The sequence below is a fragment of the Sphaerisporangium krabiense genome (genome assembly GCF_014200435.1).
In the GTDB taxonomy this organism is placed as follows: Bacteria; Actinomycetota; Actinomycetes; order Streptosporangiales; family Streptosporangiaceae; genus Sphaerisporangium; species Sphaerisporangium krabiense.
The window spans coordinates 465947-485907 of record NZ_JACHBR010000001.1; the positions used below are offsets into that span (position 1 = coordinate 465947).

General features: G+C 72.5%; 14 protein-coding genes and 1 pseudogene. 13 read left to right on the forward strand and 2 right to left on the reverse strand.

The genetic code is table 11. From position 1 onward, the window contains the following. Positions 1 to 5: 5 nt before the first annotated feature. A pseudogene (tnpA, locus tag BJ981_RS01985) lies at positions 6 to 415 on the forward strand (IS200/IS605 family transposase). Between the two features lie 120 nt (positions 416 to 535). On the opposite strand, the gene BJ981_RS01990 reads toward tnpA, so the two are convergent. Together BJ981_RS01990 and BJ981_RS01995 are read right to left on the reverse strand one after the other, a co-directional pair. Beyond that, the gene (locus BJ981_RS01990) at positions 536 to 1366 is read right to left on the reverse strand and encodes a phosphoribosylaminoimidazolesuccinocarboxamide synthase (protein ID WP_184608028.1); all 831 of its coding nucleotides are present in this window, start codon (positions 1364 to 1366) and stop codon (positions 536 to 538) included. A gap of 72 nt (positions 1367 to 1438) precedes the next feature. Continuing rightward, positions 1439 to 2503 carry a ketoacyl-ACP synthase III family protein gene (locus tag BJ981_RS01995; protein WP_184608029.1) on the reverse strand — a complete coding sequence of 355 codons (1065 nt, stop codon included), beginning with the start codon at positions 2501 to 2503 and terminating at the stop codon, positions 1439 to 1441. A 359-nt stretch (positions 2504 to 2862) separates the two neighbouring features. Between BJ981_RS01995 and BJ981_RS02000 the strand changes: the two genes are divergently transcribed. The 12 genes from BJ981_RS02000 (at position 2863) to BJ981_RS02055 (ending at position 19673) form a co-directional block, all read left to right on the forward strand. Then, positions 2863 to 3783 (forward strand): AfsA-related hotdog domain-containing protein, encoded by a 921-nt coding sequence (locus tag BJ981_RS02000; protein ID WP_184608030.1) that lies wholly within the window; start codon positions 2863 to 2865, stop codon positions 3781 to 3783. After that, positions 3780 to 4439: a methyltransferase family protein gene (locus BJ981_RS38970; RefSeq protein ID WP_184608031.1), complete on the forward strand. Its 660-nt coding sequence runs from the start codon at positions 3780 to 3782 to the stop codon at positions 4437 to 4439. Before BJ981_RS02000 ends, BJ981_RS38970 begins: the two co-directional genes overlap by 4 nt. A 10-nt stretch (positions 4440 to 4449) precedes the next feature. Beyond that, positions 4450 to 7533 (forward strand): PEP/pyruvate-binding domain-containing protein, encoded by a 3084-nt coding sequence (locus tag BJ981_RS02010; protein ID WP_184608032.1) that lies wholly within the window; start codon positions 4450 to 4452, stop codon positions 7531 to 7533. A gap of 89 nt (positions 7534 to 7622) precedes the next feature. Next, complete coding sequence (locus BJ981_RS02015; protein WP_184608033.1) at positions 7623 to 8504, forward strand: UbiA prenyltransferase family protein; 882 nt, start codon at positions 7623 to 7625, stop codon at positions 8502 to 8504. Positions 8505 to 9013: 509 nt separating this feature from the next. Further along, positions 9014 to 10114 (forward strand): cytochrome P450, encoded by a 1101-nt coding sequence (locus BJ981_RS02020; protein WP_184608034.1) that lies wholly within the window; start codon positions 9014 to 9016, stop codon positions 10112 to 10114. Between the two features lie 256 nt (positions 10115 to 10370). Further along, positions 10371 to 11180: a nitroreductase family protein gene (locus BJ981_RS02025; protein ID WP_184608035.1), complete on the forward strand. Its 810-nt coding sequence runs from the start codon at positions 10371 to 10373 to the stop codon at positions 11178 to 11180. A gap of 255 nt (positions 11181 to 11435) precedes the next feature. Further along, positions 11436 to 15062: a nitrate reductase subunit alpha gene (locus BJ981_RS02030; protein ID WP_204070159.1), complete on the forward strand. Its 3627-nt coding sequence runs from the start codon at positions 11436 to 11438 to the stop codon at positions 15060 to 15062. Further along, entirely contained in the window at positions 15063 to 16688 is a 1626-nt protein-coding gene (narH, locus tag BJ981_RS02035; RefSeq protein WP_184608037.1) for a nitrate reductase subunit beta, read from the forward strand. It abuts the gene before it with no gap. Beyond that, on the forward strand, positions 16685 to 17395 hold the full coding sequence (narJ, locus tag BJ981_RS02040; RefSeq protein WP_239139129.1) for a nitrate reductase molybdenum cofactor assembly chaperone: 711 nt from the start codon (positions 16685 to 16687) through the stop codon (positions 17393 to 17395). Before narH ends, narJ begins: the two co-directional genes overlap by 4 nt. Continuing rightward, positions 17392 to 18144: a respiratory nitrate reductase subunit gamma gene (gene narI, locus BJ981_RS02045; protein WP_239139128.1), complete on the forward strand. Its 753-nt coding sequence runs from the start codon at positions 17392 to 17394 to the stop codon at positions 18142 to 18144. The genes narJ and narI overlap by 4 nt, the downstream gene beginning before the upstream one ends. Next, positions 18141 to 19172, forward strand: a complete 1032-nt coding sequence (locus tag BJ981_RS02050; RefSeq protein WP_221314630.1) for a tellurite resistance/C4-dicarboxylate transporter family protein — start codon at positions 18141 to 18143, stop codon at positions 19170 to 19172. The genes narI and BJ981_RS02050 overlap by 4 nt, the downstream gene beginning before the upstream one ends. Before the next feature lie 45 nt (positions 19173 to 19217). Continuing rightward, entirely contained in the window at positions 19218 to 19673 is a 456-nt protein-coding gene (locus BJ981_RS02055; RefSeq protein WP_184608038.1) for an ester cyclase, read from the forward strand. Positions 19674 to 19961: the final 288 nt, after the last annotated feature.

Consider the following 19961-nt stretch of genomic DNA (forward strand, 5'->3'; position numbering starts at 1 on the left):
GGGTCATGGCCGAGTACGGGAACATCAGAACAGGCAGGAATTGTGGTTTCGTCCTGCATGCCCGCCTTGTCGTCGTGACCAAGTTCCGGCATCCGGTATGCACCGGCCCCCACCTGGAACGCATGGAGCAGATCATGCGCTGCGCCGACTTCGAGACCAAGCCGGCCGAGTTCAACGGCGGGGCCGATCACGTGCACCTGCTGGCGAACCTCCCACCGAAGGTCGCTGTGTGTAAGCTCGTCAACTCCCTCAAGGGCGTGTCCTCCCGCAGGAGCCGCCAGGAATTCCCGAACCGGCCCGCCACTACGCCCAGGCGACCAAGTCGTGGTCGGGTCCTCACCTCGCCGGGTCGGTGGGCGGTGCGCCGATCAGCGTCCTGCGCCAGTACATCGAGCAGCAGAACCGCCCGCTCTGAGCCGGGTGGACGCCTGATCGCCCTGGCGGCGATCCGGCTTTCCCTGCCCTGCTCCGCAGAACGTCCGCCGCACCTCCGGCCTGAACACCAGAGCACCGCGGACGATTTCGGTAGCGCGGCCTACCAGGTCTCGCCGGTGATGAGCTCGTACGCCTGGACGTAGCGGGCGCGGGTGGCCTCGACGATCTCGGCGGGGACCTCGGGCGCCGGGGCCTTCTTGTCCCAGCCGGTGCCGGTGGCCCAGTCGCGGACGAACTGCTTGTCGAAGGACTGCTGCGCCCGTCCCGGCTCCCAGTCGGCGGCGGGCCAGAAGCGCGAGGAGTCGGAGGTCAGCAGCTCGTCGCCGAGCACGAGCGTGCCGTCGGCGGCCCTGCCGAACTCCAGCTTGGTGTCGGCGATGATGATGCCGCGCGCGGCGGCCAGCTCGGCGCCGCGCCGGTAGATCTCCAGGGTGGCGTGCCTGAGCTCCTCGGCCGTCTCCGCGCCCTCCTGGGAGACGACGTCGTCGTAGGTGATGAACTCGTCGTGCTCGCCGAGCGGCGCCTTGGTGGTCGGCGTGAAGACCGGCTCGGGCAGCCGGGAGCCCTCGACGAGGCCGGGCGGCAGGGACACCCCGGACACCGCGCCGCTCGCCTGGTACTCCTTCAGGCCGCCGCCGACGAGGTAGCCGCGGGCGATGCACTCCACGGGCACCATGTCGAGCCTGCGGCAGCGCACGGCCCGGCCCGCGAACTCCTCGGGCACGTCGGTGGCCGAGATCACGTGGTTGGGCACCACGTCCGCCAGGCGCTCGAACCACCACAGCGACAGCCTCGTGAGGACCTTCCCCTTGTCGGGGATCGGCGTGGGAAGGATCACGTCGTAGACCGAGACGCGGTCGGAGGCGACCAGGATGACGTCACCCCGGTCCTCGTAGACGTCCCTGACCTTCCCGGAGTGGAGAAGCCTCACCCTGCCCCCTTGCCCGCGCGCCCGGCGGCCCGCCCGCCGTCCAGCCGGACCAGGCTACCGCCGGCCCGCCCCTCACCCGGCGGGGGGCGTCCGGTCGACCGGGTCGAGGATCTCCACCACCGCGCAGGACAGGGCGACGCCGGCGCCGTTGGCGAGCATGAGGACGTGGTCGCCGGGGCCGACGGCTCCCGTCTCGACCAGGTGGTTCAGGCCCGCGATCTGGTCGTTCACGCTGAGATGGCCGAGACCGCGGCCGTACTCCAGCACGCCACGGGACGGGTCGATGCCCAGCGGCTCCAGGATGGCGCGCACGTACGCCTCGCCGCCGGAGAAGATGTGCGTCGCGCGGGTCACCTGGCCGGGGGCGATGCCCGCGTCGGCCAGGGCGCGCTCGGCCACCTCGACGCGGGCCAGCCGCAGCGTCTCCTTCGCCTCCTCCAGGTCCTTGGGGTTGCGCGCGGCGAACTCGGCCACCCTCGCCCCGATCGCCATGGGGACGCCCGCGGCGCTGCCGGGCGGGAACAGCGGGACGTCGCCCCGGTACAGCTCCTCCAGCTCGGGCAGGGAGGCGGACGCGATCGACCGGAGCCGGGCGAATCCGGCGCGGCGCGACAGGACGACGGCGGTCCCCGCGTCGCCGAGGATGGTGCCCCGGTTGGTGGTGGCCCCCTCGGCGTACCGCCAGCGGTCGACCAGCGGGGCGCCGAAGTTGTCCGCGCCCGTGATCAGCGCCGCCGCCGGGCCCGGTGCCGCGGTGAGGTAGCAGGACGCCAGCTCCATCGCGCCGAGCATCCCGTTGCAGGTCTGGCCGACGCTGAAGGCGGGGACGCGGCCGCCGATCGTGTGGCGCTGCACGTAGTGGTGGGGCGACCAGCCGTCCAGGCCCTGGTGGAACAGGTTGGTGTGCAGCAGCAGGCCGATCTCGGACACGTCGTGGCCCGAGCGTGCCAGCGCCTGGCGCGCGGCGCGCACCGCGAGCTCGGGGGCCGGCACGTCCCCGGCGACCGCCGCGCCGGTCCAGCCGCCGCGCTCGTGCTCGCCGGCGTCGTACATCCCGAGCCGCACGGCCTCGGCCGCGCTGAAGGGTTCGGGGACGCAGGCGCCGAGCCCGGCGACGAAGACACCTTCGATCTTCATGTGGGCCTCACCTCCGGGCACGGATCGTGGTGCCGGCGACGGCGGCGGCGCATCTTCTGGATTGCCCTTCTCACGGCCATCGGCGCGGGCTATGCCGTCCACCTGGGGTGATGAATCTAATCGCGCGAAATTTGTCTTTATCTGAGGCCCATAATTGCAGGTCCCCCCTATTTCGGGCTATCGCCGGTCACGTTTCGCCCGATCGTCGCCGATATGGAGGGCCATCGGCGCCCGCAACGGCGATTTACATCGGATCCATAACTCCGAAAAATGCCCGGGGACAGCAATACGGAAGATGCCCACGCCGACGTGCGCACCTGAGGATCCGATGAATATTCGGCAATCAGGGAGTGGTGCTTATGACCCTGCTTTCCGCACGCGACGCCCACGCGCCGCAGGCGACCCTCCTCCAGGAACATCCGGCCTCCGGGCTGGCCCGGGACATCGACCTGGTGACCGGCACCTGGAGCGCGGCCCTCGCCGTGGACCCCGGCGACCCGTACTTCTTCGACCACCCCCTCGACCACCTCCCCGGGATGGCCCTGGTCAGCGGCCTGCTGGACCTGCTCAGAGCGACCGGCGCCGGCCTGCCGGAACGGGCGGGGTCGCGCATGGCCCTGAGGCTGGCCCTGCCGTCGTTCTGCGAGCTGGACGCGCCCGTCCACCTGGAGGCGACCCGGCTGCCCCCCGACGCCTCGGGGTCGCCGGGCACGCGCAAGGTCGTCGTGCGGGCGCGGCAGCGCGACCGGGCCGTCTGCGAAGGGGAGGCCGCCTTCGCGCCGTCGGCCCCGGTACCCGCGGGCACGGCGGCGGGCGCCGATCACCCCGACCAGCGGGACGGGACGCTGGTCCACCGGCACCGGGCCGAGAACGTGCTCGTCAGCGGCATGATCCCGGACGGCCCCACGCGGACGGTGCGGGTGCGGAGGCCCGAGGAGGGCCATCCGCTCGCGGCCGGGCCCGGAGAGCCGGCGCGCGCCGAGGTGCTCATCGACGCGGCGCGCCAGTTCGGCACCATGATCTGCCACGTCGAGCACAGCGTGCCCGACGACGTGCGGCTGGTGCTGCTCTCCATCGAGGCCGACCTCCCCGGCGGCGTCCTCGGGGACCTGTACCTGCGGTGGACGTGGCGGCCGCCGGTGCGCGGGCGCTCCCGCATGGAGATCGACGTGGTGGCGGGCGACCCGGCGGCCGAGGCGTGCGGCGGGGTCGGGCTCGACTACTACGCCGCCTCCCCGGCGGTGTACCGGCGGCTGCGCGGCGCGGGCGGGCCGGCGTGAGCGCGGCGGGGTCGCCGGCCATGGGGCCGGTCACGCTGCTGACCCGCGTGCTGTTCGTGGCCGCCGTCGCGACCATGGCGGTGCGCGGGATCGGCTACCTGCTCGACGCCTCCGAGGGGGCGAACCTGGTCTCGGGCCTGCTGGTCCTGGGCTACCTGGCCTGGGTGAGCGTCGAGATCCCCGTGACGTTCCGCAAACCGTCCCAGCCCGTCGCCGAGAGCGCGACGCTGGCGGCGTACGCCTCCTCGCGCATGCTGCTGGTGATCGCGGCGGTGCTGCCTCCCGCGCCCTGGGACGGCCCCTCGCCGTGGATGGCGGTGCCGGTCGTCCTGTTCGCCGGGGGCATCGTGCTGCGGACGGTCGCGATCCGGGCCCTCGGCGCGCTCTACACCCACCATGTGCTGCGCCGCGACGAGCACCCGCTGGTCACCACCGGGCCGTACCGGTTCGTCCGGCATCCGGCTTACGCGGGCATGCTGCTGGCCAATCTCGGATTCGTTCTGTACTTCCACCAGGTCTTCGGCGTCGCCGCGCTGCTCCTGCTGACCGCCGTCCTCGTGTGGCGCATCCGTACCGAGGAGCGGGTCCTGTGGACGGTGCCGGGTTATCCACAGTTCGCGGCCGGACGGCCCCGGCTGCTGATCGGGGTGTGGTGAGGTGGCGGACATGCTGATCAGGGCCGGAGACGACCGGCTGACCGACGCCATGCTGACCGGGCACAAGTTCGCCCGTCAGGAACGGCTGCGCAGGGCCGGCTTCCGCGTGCCGCGGTTCTTCTGCGTGCCCGTCACGGTGTTCGACGAGGTCGCCCGCGACCTGGTGTCGCCCCCGCCTCCACTCGCCCGCGAGGCCGATCTGCTGGCGTGGGCCGCCGACGCGGCCGCCGCCCTGTCCTCGGCGGCGCTGCCCGCCGACGTGGCCGCCGAGCTGGCCGAGGCCGTCCGCGACCTGGCGGGTGAGGAGGGTCTGCTCGCGGTGCGCGCCTGCGTGGTCGCCGACGCCGACGGCAACGGCGAGGACGGCGCGACCGACGCCTTCGCGGGCATGACCGAGTCCTACCTGTACGTCCGGCCGCAGGACGTCGCCGGGCTGGTCGCGCGGTGCTGGGCGTCCGGGTTCTCCCCCGGGTCGATCATGTACCGGGCGCGCAGGGACCTGCCGCCGGACTCGGTCCGGGTGGCGGTCGGCGTCCAGGTCATGGTGCCCGGCGCGCGCTCGTTCGTGGCGTTCAGCCGTGATCCGCGCACGGGCGAGGCGTCGTGCGTGATCGCGGCGGCGCACGGCATCGGCGAGGGCGTGGTGCAGGAGACGGCCGACGTCGACCACTTCTTCGTGGACACCGCCTCCGGCGAGATCCGCGCCGAGCTCGTCGTCAAACACATCATGACCACCCGGGGCGACGGCGACGAAGGGCCGGTGCGCCGTCCCGTCCCTCCCGAGTACGCGCGGGCTCCCGTCCTCGCCGACGACGAGGTGCGCGCCGTCACCCGGCTCGCCACCGACGTCGAGACGTTCTTCGGCCTCCCCCAGGATCTGGAAGGCACGATCACCCCCGACGGCGAGATCCACCTCGTCCAAGCACGCCCCGTCGTCTTCTCGCCTCCCCTCCCCACCCCATCTCCACCCCCGGCCTCATCGCCGACACCGGCCGCGCCCCCGTCCACGGCGGCGACTCCGGCGGCGGCGGAAGCGGGCTCGGGGGACGGTCCTCGGGTGCGCTGGACCAACCACAACCTCACCGAGAGCTTCCCCGGCCTGTCCGGCGCGCTGACCTACTCGCAGGCCCGGGTCTTCTACCGGGTGATCTTCCGAGATCTGTACCGCCGCATGGGCGTGCCCGATCGTGGGCTGCGCGCCCGCGAGCACCACCTGAACCGCATGGTGGGCCTGGTCGACGGCCGCGTCTACTACCGGGTGGACGCCTGGCTCGCCCTGCACGGGCAGATCCCCGGGTTCCCGCTGGTCCGCCGCTGGTGGGAGCGCTCGATGGGCCTCGGTGAGGACTTCCGCCCCTCCCGCGCCCAGGTCGCCCGCGCGCTCCTCACCGTCCCGGCCCTGACGGCGCGCCTGGTCCGCCTGCCCGGTGAGGTCCGCGACTTCCTGCGCTGGTGGGACCGCGTGGTGGACCACAGCGCCGACATGGACGGCTGGGCCCCCGAGCGGCTCATCTCCTTCTACCGGCGGCTGTGGGCCGAGGTGGGGCGGCGGTGGGGGGTCACGCTGGTCAACACCTTCTTCCTCCTGGTGTGGACCACCCTGACCTCGGCGGCGCTGCGCCGGTGGGTCACCGACGACGAACAGCGTCTCCTCGGCGGGCTGCTGATGGGCGGGCGCGAGAACCGCTCGCTGCTCGGCGTCCGCTCCGCGATCGCTCTGGCCGAGCTCGTCAGCGCCCACCCCGACCTCGCCCACCGGATCCGGGCCTGCGACCACCACCCCACCCCCGGCCACGCCCGTCCCGAACCTGGGCAGACGTCCGGCCACGGCCAGGGGCACGGCAGCGACCGATCCCGGGAGACGCGCGACCGTGGCGGGCACGGCGACACTCCAGAGGCCATCTGGGCCGACATCACCGCCGGCCGCTACGGGCGCCGCATCGCCGCCGCGGCCACCGCCCACCTGCACCGCTACGGCGACCGCGCCCTGCACGACCTCAAGCTGGAGGAGCCCTCGCCCCGTCAGCGGCCCGCCATGATCGTCACGATGATCAAGCCGATGGTGCACGGCGGGCTGACCGTGGCCGACAGCCGGGCCAGAGAGCTGGCCAGCCGCGCCGAGGCCGAGAGCGAGCTCCGCGAGCGGTGCCCGGGCACGGCGCGCCGCCTGGTGATCCGGGCCCTGGCCAGGGGGCTGCGCTGGTCGGTGAAGACCCGCGAGGACACCCGGTACTGCCGTAGCCAGTTGTTCGGACTGTCGCGTCAGGTGCTGTGGCGGCTCGGCGACCACCTCACCGAGGCGGGCAGGCTCGACCGGCGCGAGGACGTCCTCGACCTGACGGTGGAAGAAGTCCTCGGCGCCTACGACGGCACGCTCGTCGACGCGGACCTGCGCGCCCTGGTGCGCGCCCGCCGCGACGAACGACACCGCGCCACCCACCGCCCCGACCCCGGCTCCGAACTCTCCACCCTCCTCAACCACCCCGTCACCAGCCCGGCACCGCCCCCCTCCACTCCCGCGGCGACCAGCACACCCCCGCCCGAGCCGGCCCAAGGAACGACCACTCCCTCCGGCCACCCCCCGTCCCCCACCGCACCGTCATGTCCCCACCACCCCGGGAACGGCCGCTCTCCGGCCTCATTCGACCGGCCGGGAGAGGGTGGACCGGCGGGGGCGGGTGAGCGGCCCGTGGAGGGCGGCTCCCTGGACGGGGGGACGCCTGGGGGCGGCTCCGGCTCGGGTGGGGGTGCGGCCGTCGTGGATCTGCGGGGGTTGCCGTCCAGCCGGGGTGTGGTGCGTGGTGAGGCGCGGGTCGTGCTGGACCCCTCCATATCCCCTGAATCTTGCCGTGACCGCATCATCGTGGCGAAGGAGACCGATCCCGGATGGCTGTTCCTCATGATGGCGGCGCGGGGCATGGTGGTGGAGCGCGGCACGTTGCTCTCCCACACCGCCATAACCGGACGCCTGCTCGGCATCCCCACGGTCGTCTCCGTCCCCAACGCGACCACGCTCATCCAGGACGGCGCACGAATCGAGGTGGACGGAGCCGAGGGCACGGTGCGGGTGCTGCCTCCCGAGGAGCCTCTCTAGCGGCCCTCCTGCGCCACATCGCCGACGGCTTCCCGCCGAGAGGCCACGTCCGGGACGCGGTGGCATGGGCGAACCGTCTGGGGCGCTACGTGGCGGGGAGTTTTCCGCCGAAGGCCTACGTGCCGTACGCGGTGGCGTGGGCGATCGGCGCGCCGGCGGCGTGCGCGTTGACCGACGCCCGCCTGTCCGGGTGGGTGCCGGACGTGGGGTCGCTGGTCGGCGCCGTGAGCCTTCTCGTGGTGCTGCTGATGATGCGGGCCTTGGACGACATCCGCGACCTCGGCTACGACCGCGAGCACAATCCCGGACGCCCGCTGGCCGCCGGTGCGGTGAGCGTGCGCGATCTCACCGTCATGATCATGGTGGGCACGCCGCTGGTGCTGGCGCTCAACGCCTGGCGCCCGCCGGTCATGGGGGTGCTGGCCGCTCAGCTCGCGTACGCGTACCTGGTCATCTGGGCGGACCGGCGGCTGGGGTGGCCGCGCGGCGACGCGTTGCTGGCGGGCATGCTGGTGAACCTTCCCGTTCAGCTCCTGATCAACGGGTTCCTGTACGCGGGGCTCCTGCACTCCACGGGCCTGGCGCCGTCCTGGCGCGGCGCCCTCGGCATCCTGGTGACGACGCTCGCGTTCCTGCATCTGGAGTTCGCCCGCAAGACGACCCGGCGGCCCCGTCCCGGCGAACGCACCTACGTCACGCTCTTCGGCCCCTCGGGCACCGCCGCCCTCGCCGTGGCCTGCGCGATCGCCTCGGTGGCCGTCCTCGTCACCGCCGTGCTGCTCGGCGACGGGCGGGTCTCGTGGGCGGTGTGGCTCTCGGTGGCCCCGCTCGCCTTCGCGTGCGCCGGCGCGCTGCGCTTCTGGATCCGAGGAGACGTGCGCTGGCCCTACGGCCAGGCGGCGTCGTTCCTCCTGGCGACCTTCGCCGGATACCAGATCATCAACCTCATCCAGAAGGTGACGCCCTCATGACCGACCTCCGAACCTCCCCACCCCCACCCCCCGCCCCCCGACAAACCTCCCCCCGCTCCCAGGACCACCCGGAGTCCGTGAGGCCCCGCACCGCCGCCGACCCGAACACCTCACCTGACCTGGACGCCTCTGCCAAGCTCCGCGTCTCAGCGAACCCTGACACCCTCTCCGATCTCAGCACCGCACCGAAGCCCCGGGGCACCTCCCACCTCCAAGACCCGCCCGATCTGCATGCCTCGCCCGACACCACCCCCTCCCCCGATCTCGACACCTCACCCGACCTACGGGACTCGCCCCTCCTCCACACCTCCCGCGCGGGCCGTGCCTCCCGTGACCTGCGGGACTCCGCAGAGGGGGAGGGTGCGCGTGGGCCCGGCGGCGGGCCGCGGGGAGACGGGTGTCCTGTGAGGGGCGAGGGGGAGCTTCCGGGGTTTCCGTTCGGGATCGGGGTTCGGGGGGAGCCGCCGGGAGAGTACGCGCGGTTTCGGGGGGAGGCGGGGCTGCCGCGGGTGCGGTTGGGCAATGGGCGGGAGGCGCTGCTGGTCACGCGGTATCACGACGTCAAGCTCGTGCTGTCGGACGCGCGGTTCAGCCGGGCCGCGTTCGCGGGGACGTTGTTCGCCAGGACGGCCGAGTCGCTTCCGCTGATCACGACCGACGCCCCCGAGCACAGCCGCCGCCGGGGCGCCGTCGCGCACGCGTTCACCGCGCGGCAGGTGAAACGCCTGCGCCCCATGGTCGAGGACCTGGTCGCGGAGCAGATCGCCGCGGTCGCGGCCGGGCCGCGCCCCGCGGACCTGGTCGGAGGGTTCACGGTGCCGTTCACCATGCGGGTGATGTGCCGCATCCTCGGCGTCCCGGAGACCGAGATGTCCAGGTTCAAACCGTGGGTGGACCCGATGATGTCCATCGGCCGCTTTCCTCCCGAGGTGGTGGCCGCGAGCCACCGTGAGATGCACGACTACTTCGCCGACCTCGTGGACGGCACGCGGGCGGCGCTCGACGAGGGCAGGGAGGTTCCCGGGCTCGTCGCCGAGATGCTGTCCCCTCGCAAGGAGGAGCGCCGCCTCAGCCGTACCGAGGTGATCATCCTGTCGGCGGGGCTGTTCGTGGCGGGGTACGAGACCACCAGCAACGAGATGGCGGCGGCGGTGTACGAACTGCTGCGTCACCCCGAGCTGCTGAGCCGCCTGCGCGAGCGTCCGGGCGACATCGAGCCGGTGATCGAGGAGGTCCTGCGGTTCCTGTGCGGCAACGGCTCCGGCGGCGTGCCGCATGTGGCGACCGCCGACGTGGCCCTGTCCGGCGGGGTCGTCGTGCCGGCGGGCGAGGTGGTGGTGCCGATCCCCGACGCCGCCAACCACGACCCGGACGTGTTCGACGAGCCGCGCCGCCTGCTGCCGGATCGGCCGGACAATCCGCACGTGGCGTTCGGCTTCGGCCCGCACTACTGCCTGGGGGCCGAGCTGGCGCGGCTGGAGATGCGATTAGGCGTGTCGGCGCTGTTCACGGCGTTCCCGTCGATGCGGCTGGCCGTACCGGAGGAGGAGCTCTCCTGGCGCACGGACATGTTCGTCCGCGGCCTGTGGGAGCTCCCGGTCACGTGGTGACCGGCCGGTTCACCACGTCACCGCGGCCATGTGGCACGTCGCCGCCATTCGACGGTTCCTGGCCGGCTTTCGACGGGACCAGAGCCGGAATGGCAAGCGTCGCCGGCCCGGTTGGCGCCGTCCCGACGGACACCTTGATGCGGGCATTTCCGATAAATCCGGAATTTTACCCATGCCGGTAATACCGGAGCCTTCTCCCGCACCAACGGCGGAAAGTACCCCCACACCACCCCAGACACGTCAGGACACCCCCGATATGGTCACGGACTGGCTGCACAACGCCGGATTCCCCACGGACGAGCCCGCTTTCCACGAGCTCACCCCGGACGGCCTTCTCACCACCACACGCTCGGTACGCAGGCGTCTCGACCTGAACCGGCCGGTGCCGCGCGAGCTGATCGAAGAGTGCTTACGCATCGCGCAGCAGGCTCCCTGCGGTTCGGGCCGCAACACCGGCCACTGGATCGTCATCACCGACCCCGGGATCCGCGCGTCCATCGGCGCCCTGTACCGCACGGCGTTCGAGCACAACGCGTCGGCCGCCACGAGAACGGCCCCGCAGGATCGGGCCGCGCAGGCGACGGCCCGCCCTGGAGACCCCGCTCAGCCGGCCGCGAGGCCCGCCGAGTCTCAGCCGCCCGGAACCCCCGCCGAGACCACAGCATCGACCGGTGAACGCCCCGCGTCGGCCGGCGGCCTGGAAGGGAGCAGGAAGCGGTCTCTGGACAGCGCCGCGTACCTCGCGCGGCATCTCGGCGAGGTGCCGGTGCTGGTGCTGGCCTGCCTGCGGACCGGTGAAGACCTGCCGGACGGCAACCAGGCCGGGTTGTGGGGCTCGCTGCTGCCCTCGGTGTGGAGCTTCATGCTTGCCGCGCGGGCACGCGGGCTCGGCACCACGTGGACGACCGTCCACCTGCGGCACGAGCGGGCGATCGCCGACCTGCTCGGCATCCCGTCCGGAGTCCACCAGGCGGCGCTGATCCCGACCGCCTACCACCTCGGCGAGACCTTCCGCCCCGCGCTCCGCCCGCCCCTCCCCCCGACCGTCCACCACGACCGATGGTGACCGTGCCCGGGTGACTTTACGCAAAGAGCACAGACGCTATCGCTGCCCGTGGACCCGATCGGGTGACGATCTCGGGAGAGGAGACGCCACAAGGGACACGCCGTGTCACCGAGGGGAGGGGGCGGGATGTCGTCACCCCCTCCCACCGACCCGGCCCCGCGCCCTGCCGAGGGCGCCCCGCCACGGCCCGGCGCGGACGGCCACGCCCGGCGGCAGGCCGGCGGCCGCGCGGAGGGCGGGAGGCTCCTGCGTACGATGCGGTTCCTGCTCCCGGGAACGCCGTCGAAGGACTACTGGTCGCTGCACCGCTCCGACGGCCGCCAGGCCGAGGAGTTCTACCGGGAACGCTGGCGTCACGACAGGGTCGTCCGCTCGACGCACGGCGTGAACTGCACGGGCTCGTGCTCGTGGAAGGTGTACGTCAAGGACGGCATCATCACCTGGGAGATCCAGCAGACCGACTACCCCTCGCTCGGCCCGGACTCCCCCGACCACGAGCCGCGCGGCTGCCCGCGCGGCGCGTCGTTCTCCTGGTACACCTACTCGCCGTCCCGGGTGCGGTACCCGTACGTGCGCGGCGTGCTGCTGGAGATGTGGCGGGAGGCCAGGGAGCGGCTCGGCGACCCGGTGGCCGCGTGGGCGGAGATCACCGGCGATCCGGAGCGCGCGGCCCGGTACAAGACCGCGCGAGGGATGGGCGGGTTCGTCCGCGCGCCGTGGCCCGAGGTGAGCGAGATGATCGCCGCCGCCCACGTGCACACCATCAAGGAGTACGGCCCGGACCGGGTGGCGGGCTTCTCCCCCATCCCGGCGATGTCGCTGGTCTCGTACGCGGCGGGCGCGCGGTTCCTGTCGATGATCGGCGGCACGATCCTGTCGTTCTACGACTGGTACGCCGACCTGCCGATCGCGTCCCCGCAGGTCTTCGGGGACCAGACGGACGTGCCGGAGTCGGCCGACTGGTGGAACGCGACGTACCTGATGATCTGGGGCACCAACCTGCCGATCACGCGGACGCCGGACGCGCACTTCATGACCGAGGCCCGCTACCGGGGCCAGAAGGTGGTGGTGATCTCCCCGGACTTCTCCGACCACACCAAGTTCGCCGACGACTGGCTGCCGATCGTCCCCGGCACGGACGGCGCCCTCGGCATGGCGATGGGCCACGTGATCCTCACGGAGTTCTTCCGCGACCGGCAGGTGCCCTACTTCGCCGACTACGTCAAGACCTACACCGACCTGCCGCTGCTGGTCACGCTGGAGGAACGCGGCGGGGCCCGCGTGCCGGGCCGGTTCCTGACCGCCGCCGACCTCGGGGACGCCGGCGAGGGCGCCGCGCACAAGATGGTGCTGCTCGACGCGGACGGCGGCCGTCCCGTGGTGCCGAACGGCTCCCTCGGCTTCCGGTTCGCCGAGTCGGGCAAGGGCCGCTGGAACCTGGACCTTCGCGGCGTGGACCCGGTGCTGACGCTGTACGGCCGGCACGCCGAGGCGGTGGAGGTGGACCTGCCCCGGTTCGACACCGGCCCGACGGAGGGCGGCGCGTCGGTCCGCAGGGGCGTCCCGGCGGTCCGGGTGGCGGGGCGCCTGGTGACGACGGTGTTCGACCTGCTGATGGCCCAGTACGCGGTGCGCCGCGACGGCCTGCCCGGCACGTGGCCGTCCGGCTACGACGACCCGGCGCCGTACACCCCCGCCTGGCAGGAGCCGCTCACGACGGTGCCCGCCCAGGCCGTGGTGCGGATCGCCCGCGAGTTCGCCCGCAACGCCGAGGTGTCGCGCGGCCGGTCGATGATCTGCATGGGCGGCGGCACCAACCAATGGACGCACTCCGACCAGGCGTACCGGACGTTCCTCACGCTGACCATGCTGTGCGGCACCCAGGGGGTGAACGGCGGCGGCTGGGCGCACTACGTCGGCCAGGAGAAGATCAGGCCGCTGACCGGCTGGGCGCAGACGTCGTTCGCGCTGGACTGGCAGCGTCCCGCCCGGCAGATGACCGGCACCACGTTCTGGTACCTGCACACCGACCAGTGGCGCTACGACGCGTTCGGCGCGGGCGAGCTGGCCAGCCCGCTCGGCCGGGGCCTGTTCCGCGGCCGGTCGTTCGCCGACTGCGTGGCGCAGGCGTCGCGCATGGGCTGGACGCCGTCGTACCCGACGTTCGACCGCAACCCGCTGGACCTGGCGGACGAGGCGGCGCGGGCGGGGCGTCCGGTGGCCGACCACGTCGTCGAGGAGCTGCGCGCGGGCCGGCTGCGCTTCGCCGCCGAGGACCCGGACGACCCGCGCAACTTCCCGCGGGTGCTGACGGTGTGGCGGGCGAACCTGCTCGGCTCCTCGGGCAAGGGCATGGAGTACTTCATGCGCCACCTGCTCGGCGCGGGCGACGCGGTGCGGGCGGGCGAGACGCCGCCGGACCTGCGTCCGGCCGAGGTGACCTGGCGCGCGGAGGCGCCGCGCGGCAAGCTGGACCTTCTCGTCACCATGGACTTCCGGATGACGGGCACGTGCACGCACTCCGACGTCGTGCTCCCCGCCGCGACCTGGTACGAGAAGCACGATCTGTCCACGACGGACATGCACCCGTTCATCCACTCCTTCAACCCGGCGATCGCCCCGCCGTGGGAGTCGCGCACCGACTTCGACGCGTTCATGACGATCGCCGAGGACCTCTCCCGGCTCGCCGCCGTCCACCTCGGCACCCGCACCGACGTGATCCCCGCCCCGCTCGCGCACGACTCGCCGGACGAGCTGGCCCAGCCGGGGGGCCGTGCCCTGGACTGGAAGGCCGGGCAGTGCCCGCCGATCCCCGGCGTGACGATGCCGAAGCTGGTCACGGTCGAACGGGACTACACGGCCGTCGCGGCGAAGATGGGCGCGCTCGGCCCGCTGGTGGAGGGCCTCGGCATCGGATCCAAGGGGCTGCACTGGGTGCCGGCCGGCGCGGTGGAGGGCCTGCTGCGCGCGAACGGCCCGGTGCGCGGCGGCCCGGCCGACGGGCGTCCCTCGCTGGCCAGGGACGTCCACCTGGCCGAGGCGATCCTCACGCTGTCGGGCACGACCAACGGCGCGATGGCGGCGCAGGCGTGGGAGAAGCTGCAGGAACGCACCGGGACGGGCTTCGCCGACCTGGCCGGCGAGGTGCGGGCCGGGCGGATCACGTTCTACGACACCCAGGTGCAGCCGCGCGTCACGCTCAACTCGCCGGAGTGGTCCGGGGTGCACGACCTGGCGCGCCGCTACGCGCCGTTCACGCTGAACGTGGAGCGCCGCGTGCCGTGGCGCACGCTCAGCGGGCGCATGCACTTCTTCCTGGACCACGACTGGATGGCCGAGTACGGCGAGACCCTGCCGAACTACCGGCCGCCGCTGAACTACGCCCGCCTGTACGGCCCTCCGGCGCCGCCGGGCGGGGAGGTCCCCGAGGTGACCGTGCGGTACCTCACCCCGCACTCCAAGTGGTCCATCCACTCGGAGTTCCAGGACAACCTGCACATGCTGCGGCTGTTCCGGGGCGGTCCCGTGCTGTGGATGAGCGCGAAGGACGCGGCGAAGATCGGCGTGGCCGACAACGAGTGGATCGAGGCGTACAACAGGAACGGCGTCGTGACGTGCCGGGCCGTGGTCTCCCACCGCATGCCCGAGGGCACGGCGTACATGTACCACGCCAAGGACCGCCAGATCATGACCCCGTACTCGGAGATCTCCGGCTGGCACGGCGGCAGCGACAACTCGCTCACCCGGCTGATCGTGAAGCCCACGCACCTCATCGGCGGGTACGGCCAGCTCTCGTTCGCGTTCAACTACTACGGCCCGGCGGGGTTCCAGCGCGACGAGCTCGCCGTGGTCCGCCGCCGTTCGCAGGAGGTGCGGTTCTAGATGCGCGTCATGGCCCAGGTCGCGATGGTGATGAACCTCGACAAGTGCATCGGCTGCCACACCTGCTCGGTGACGTGCAAGCAGACCTGGACCAACCGGCCCGGCCTCGAATACGTGTACTTCAACAACGTCGAGACCAAGCCGGGCGCGGGCTATCCCCGGCGGTACGAGGACCAGGAGGAGTGGAAGGGCGGCTGGACGCTGGACCGCAAGGGCAGGCTGGAGCTCAAGGCGGGCGGCCGGGTGAGGCGGCTGCTGTCGATGTACTACAACCCCCACCTGCCGCCGATCGACGACTACGGCGAGCCGTGGACCTACGACTACGAGACCGTCATCGCCGCCCCGCCGGGCACGCAGAACCCCAGCGCGCACGCGATCTCCGCGCTGACCGGCCGGAGCATGGCGATCGAGTGGGGCAGCAACTTCGACGACGACCTCGCCGGGGCCCCCGACCACGCCGCCGCCGACCCGAACCTCGCCGGCCTCGAGGAACGAGTGCGCATGGAGTTCGAGCAGGTCTTCATGTTCTACCTGCCGAGGATCTGCGAGCACTGCCTCAACCCGTCCTGCGTCGCCTCCTGCCCCTCCGGAGCGCTCTACAAGCGCGAGGAGGACGGCATCGTGCTGGTCGACCAGAACCGCTGCCGGGGCTGGCGGTTCTGCGTGTCGGGCTGCCCGTACAAGAAGGTGTACTTCAACCACCGCACCGGCAAGGCGGAGAAGTGCACGTTCTGCTTCCCCCGGGTCGAGGCGGGCGAGCCGACGATCTGCTCGGAGTCCTGCGTCGGCCGGCTGCGCTACCTCGGGGTGCTGCTGTACGACGCCGACGCGGTCCCGGCCGCCGCCGCGACCCCGGACCCGCGCGACCTGTACGAGGCCCAGCTCTCGGTGTTCCTCGACCCCGAGGACCCGAGCGTGCGCGCCGCGGCGCAACGCCAGGGCGTCCACGCCGACTGGGTGGACGCGGCGCGGCGCTCCCCCGTGCACGCGCTCGCCGTACGGCACCGGGTGGCGCTGCCGCTGCACCCGGAGTACCGCACGATGCCGATGGTCTGGTACATCCCGCCCCTGTCGCCGGTCGCCGACCTGGTGCGCGCGACGGGCTACGACAACGCCGACCGGGTCTTCGCCACGATCGAGTCGCTGCGCGTCCCCATCGAGTACCTGGCGAACCTGTTCACCGCCGGGGACACCGAGGTCGTCCGGGGCGTGCTGCGCAAGCTGGCCGTCGTCCGCTCCTTCATGCGGGCCGTCCGGCTCGGGCAGGACCCGGGCGAGGACCTGCCCGGCTCCGCGGGCATGACGGCCGCCGACGTCGACGACCTGTACCGGCTGCTGGCCATCGCCAAGTACGACGAGCGCTACGTCATCCCGCGGACCCACGCCGAGGACGCCGGGGAGCGCACCGCGCAGCACCAGCGGCTCGCGTGCAGCCTGGAAGGCGAGGGCGGGCCGGGGATGGGCGGCCACGGCCCGGACGGGCACGCGGCGGACGGCGTCCCCGGACACGGCGCTGCGGGGCACACGTTCCGGGGCGCCGACGGACGGCTGCACACCAACCTGCTGGGCTGGAACGGCGCCGGTGACCCGCCGCCGCACCTGTTCCCCGGCAAGGAGACCCCGTGACCGGCCCCGCCGCGGCCGAGCCTGACGGTCGGGCACGTCGGCGGGACGGACACACCGAGACCGTCCCCGACGGGCACGCGGACGGCGCGAACGCCAGGGTCTTCCGGCTGGCCTCGGTCCTGCTGCCGTACCCGGACCGCGAGCTGTTCGACGGGCTCGCCGAGCTGGAGGACGCCGTGCGCGGCGTGCCGAGGGGCGCGCGGACGCGGCTCGGCCGGTTCCTGGACTGGCTGCGCGCCACGCCGCCGCTGGAGGCCGCCCGGCACTACGTGGAGACCTTCGACCTGGAGCGGCGCCGCTCCCTCTACCTCAGCTACTTCCGGCACGGCGACACGCGCCGGCGGGGCGCGGCCCTGATCGCCTACAAGGCCGCCTACCGCGCGGCGGGCTTCTCCCCGCCGGACGATGAGCTGCCCGACTACCTGCCGATGCTGCTGGAGTTCGCCGCGGTGAGCCCCCGGGGCGAGGCCCTGCTGCGCCGCCGCCGCGCCGACCTGGAACCGCTGCGCCGGGCGCTCGCCGAGACCGGCACGCCGTACGCCGACGTGGTGGAGGCGGTCTGCGGGCGGCTGCCCCGGCTGCGCCGCCGGGAGGCGGAGGCGGCGCGCGCCATGGCGGACGGCCCGCCCTTCGAGGAGGTCGGCCTGGAGCCGTTCGCGCCGCCCGAGTACCTGGACCCCTATCCGCGCGGGGAGGCACGCCCGTGACGAACGTGAGCACGCTCGACCTGTTCTGGTGGGTCGTCCTCCCGTATGTGGCGATGACGGTGTTCGTGGTCGGGCACATCTGGCGCTGGGGGTACGACCGGTTCGGCTGGGACTGCTACTCGACCAACCTCCTGGAGCGCCGGCTGCTCAAGTGGGGCGCGCCCATGTTCCACTACGGCGCGTTCGCCGCGATCATCGGGCACGTCATGGGCCTGCTGATCCCGATCTCGGTCACCCGTGCGATCGGCATCCCCGAGGGGGTCTACCGCTGGTTCTCCGCGGCCGGCGGCGCGCTGGCGGCGATCGTCGTCATCGTCGGCATCGCCGTCCTCGCGACCCGCCGCACGCTGGTGCCGCGGGTGCGCGCCACGACCGCGGCCATCGACTGGGTGGCGCTGATCCTGCTGCTGGCCATCGTGCTGACCGGTGTGATCCCGACGATCTTCTGGAACCTGCTCGGCCCCGGCTACAACTACCGTCTCACCGTCGCCCCGTGGTTCCGCGGCCTGTTCACCGGCGCCCCGGAGGTCAGGGCGATGACCACGGCTCCGTACATCTATCAGTTGCACGCCACGGCGGCCTGGGCGATCTGGGCGGTCTGGCCGTTCAGCAGGCTGGTGCACGCCTGGAGTTTCCCGCTGTGGTACCTCTGGCGGCCGTACCAGGTCTACCGCAGCCGGGGCGACATCCTTCCGCCCGAGCCCGGCACCACCGGCCGGAGGTGGCGCAAGATCGGCGCCCCGGAGTGAGCCGCGCCGCCGTCCGCGGCCTCTCCCCGTCGTACTTCGCGCTCGTCATGGCCACGGGCATCGTCGCGATCGACCTGCACGACGCGCGGCTGTTCTGGGCGTCCCTGGCCCTGCTGTGGATCGCGGCCGTCGCCTACGCCGTGCTCATCGTCCTGAACGCCTGGCGGATGGCGGCCTGCCGGCGGGAGATGTGGCGCGACCTGCGCGACCCCGGCCGCGCCTTCGGGTTCTTCACCTTCACCGCGGGCACCAACGTGCTCGGCACACGGCTGGCGATCGACGGTTTCGTCCTCGCGGCGACGGCGCTGCTGGTGGTGGGCCTGGTGAGCTGGACGGTCCTCGGCTACCTGATCCCGTGGGCGGCGGTGCTGAGCCGCACCGGGGAGCGGACCGTCGCGGACGCCAACGGCACCTGGTTCATCTGGATCGTCGCCGGCCAGTCCGTCGCGGTGCTCGCGGCGACGCTGGAGCGCACGGCGGGCGCCGGCCGTGACGAGCTGGCGCTCATCGCGGTCATCACCTGGGCGCTCGCCCTGTGCCTGTACGGGTTCGTGGCGATCTTCGTGGCGTACCGCCTGATGCTGTACGAGATCCGGCCGGACGACCTCACGCCGCCGTACTGGGTGGCGATGGGCGCCGCCTCCATCACCACCGTCGCCGGCACGCAGGTCGCCCGCATGTCCGGCGCGCCCGCCGCGGCGCTCGCCCACGACTTCGCCCTGCACGTCTCGCTGATCTTCTGGAGCCTGGCCACCTGGATCTTCCCCGCGCTGATCCTCGTCGGCTGGTGGCGGCACGTCCTGCACCGCGTCCCCCTGCGGTACGGGCCGGGGTGGTGGAGCATGGTGTTCCCCCTCGGCATGTACGCCGCCGCCTCACACGGCGTCGGAACCGTGGGCCGTGTCCCTCTGATCACGGCGATCGGCGACTACGAGGTGTGGATCGCCTACGCGGCCTGGCTGACGGCCTTCGCCGCCTTGACGACCCGCCTGTTGTCCGGCCGCCGAATGGGGGTGAAGGCCGCGTAAGTGCTGGGTAGGTTGGGTGTAGTCGGCCTGAGACGGGGGGGTCCCATGCCGGAGGCGGCCAAGCGAGTGGACCTGTTCTTCGACGCCTGCAACGCTCACGACCTGGAGGCGGTGGCGCGCCACTACGCGCCCGACGTGATCCTCGTGGCGCCCGGCGGGCTGGCCGAGGGCCTTGACGAGGTGCTCTCCTACCACGACGTGGTCTGGAGGGCCTTCCCCGACGAACGCTTCACCGTCCTGCAGACCATCGCGCAGGGCGAGGAGGTCGCGACGACGGTGCTGCTCAGCGGCACGCACACCGGCCCGTTCCTGCTGGCGGGCGGCGAGGTCGTCCAGCCCACGGGCAGGCACGTCAGCGTCCGCTCGTGCTGGACCTTCACCCTCCAGGACACCCTGATCGCCGACCACCAGCTCTTCCTGGACCAGCTGGAGCTCTACACCCGCCTCGGCGTCCCCCTCCTCGGATCCCTCACCCCGGTCGCGACCGACGAATCCCTGTGACCCACCCCGTACACCAACGCCGGCATGGTGCATGCCTCGGCTTCGGCGCGAACGCGACCGGTGTCGGTCTTCACCGCCGGGCAATTATGGATGGAAAGACCGAAAAGAGCGCGTATATCACGACAATCGCCTGAACCTTGCGCCCGCGGTGGGAACTGTTCATGCTGTCCTAAAGATTCTCTGAACCACCCCCGCCGCGCCGACACCTCGATCCATCGAACCTCTGCTGGCGCCGACGGGCGGGCGCGCCGAATGGGCACGCCCTCACCCTGCTTTTCAGCACCGACA

Bases quoted from the DNA above. Each gene is read 5' to 3' on its own strand.
- BJ981_RS02000 (WP_184608030.1), top strand. From the start codon at position 2,863: ATGACCCTGCTTTCCGCACGCGACGCCCACGCGCCGCAGGCGACCCTC.
- BJ981_RS02030 (WP_204070159.1), top strand. From the start codon at position 11,436: ATGCGGTTCCTGCTCCCGGGAACGCCGTCGAAGGACTACTGGTCGCTG.
- BJ981_RS01995 (WP_184608029.1), bottom strand. From the start codon at position 2,503: ATGAAGATCGAAGGTGTCTTCGTCGCCGGGCTCGGCGCCTGCGTCCCC.
- narH (WP_184608037.1), top strand. From the start codon at position 15,063: ATGCGCGTCATGGCCCAGGTCGCGATGGTGATGAACCTCGACAAGTGC.
- BJ981_RS02055 (WP_184608038.1), top strand. From the start codon at position 19,218: ATGCCGGAGGCGGCCAAGCGAGTGGACCTGTTCTTCGACGCCTGCAAC.
- BJ981_RS02010 (WP_184608032.1), top strand. From the start codon at position 4,450: ATGCTGATCAGGGCCGGAGACGACCGGCTGACCGACGCCATGCTGACC.
- BJ981_RS02025 (WP_184608035.1), top strand. From the start codon at position 10,371: ATGGTCACGGACTGGCTGCACAACGCCGGATTCCCCACGGACGAGCCC.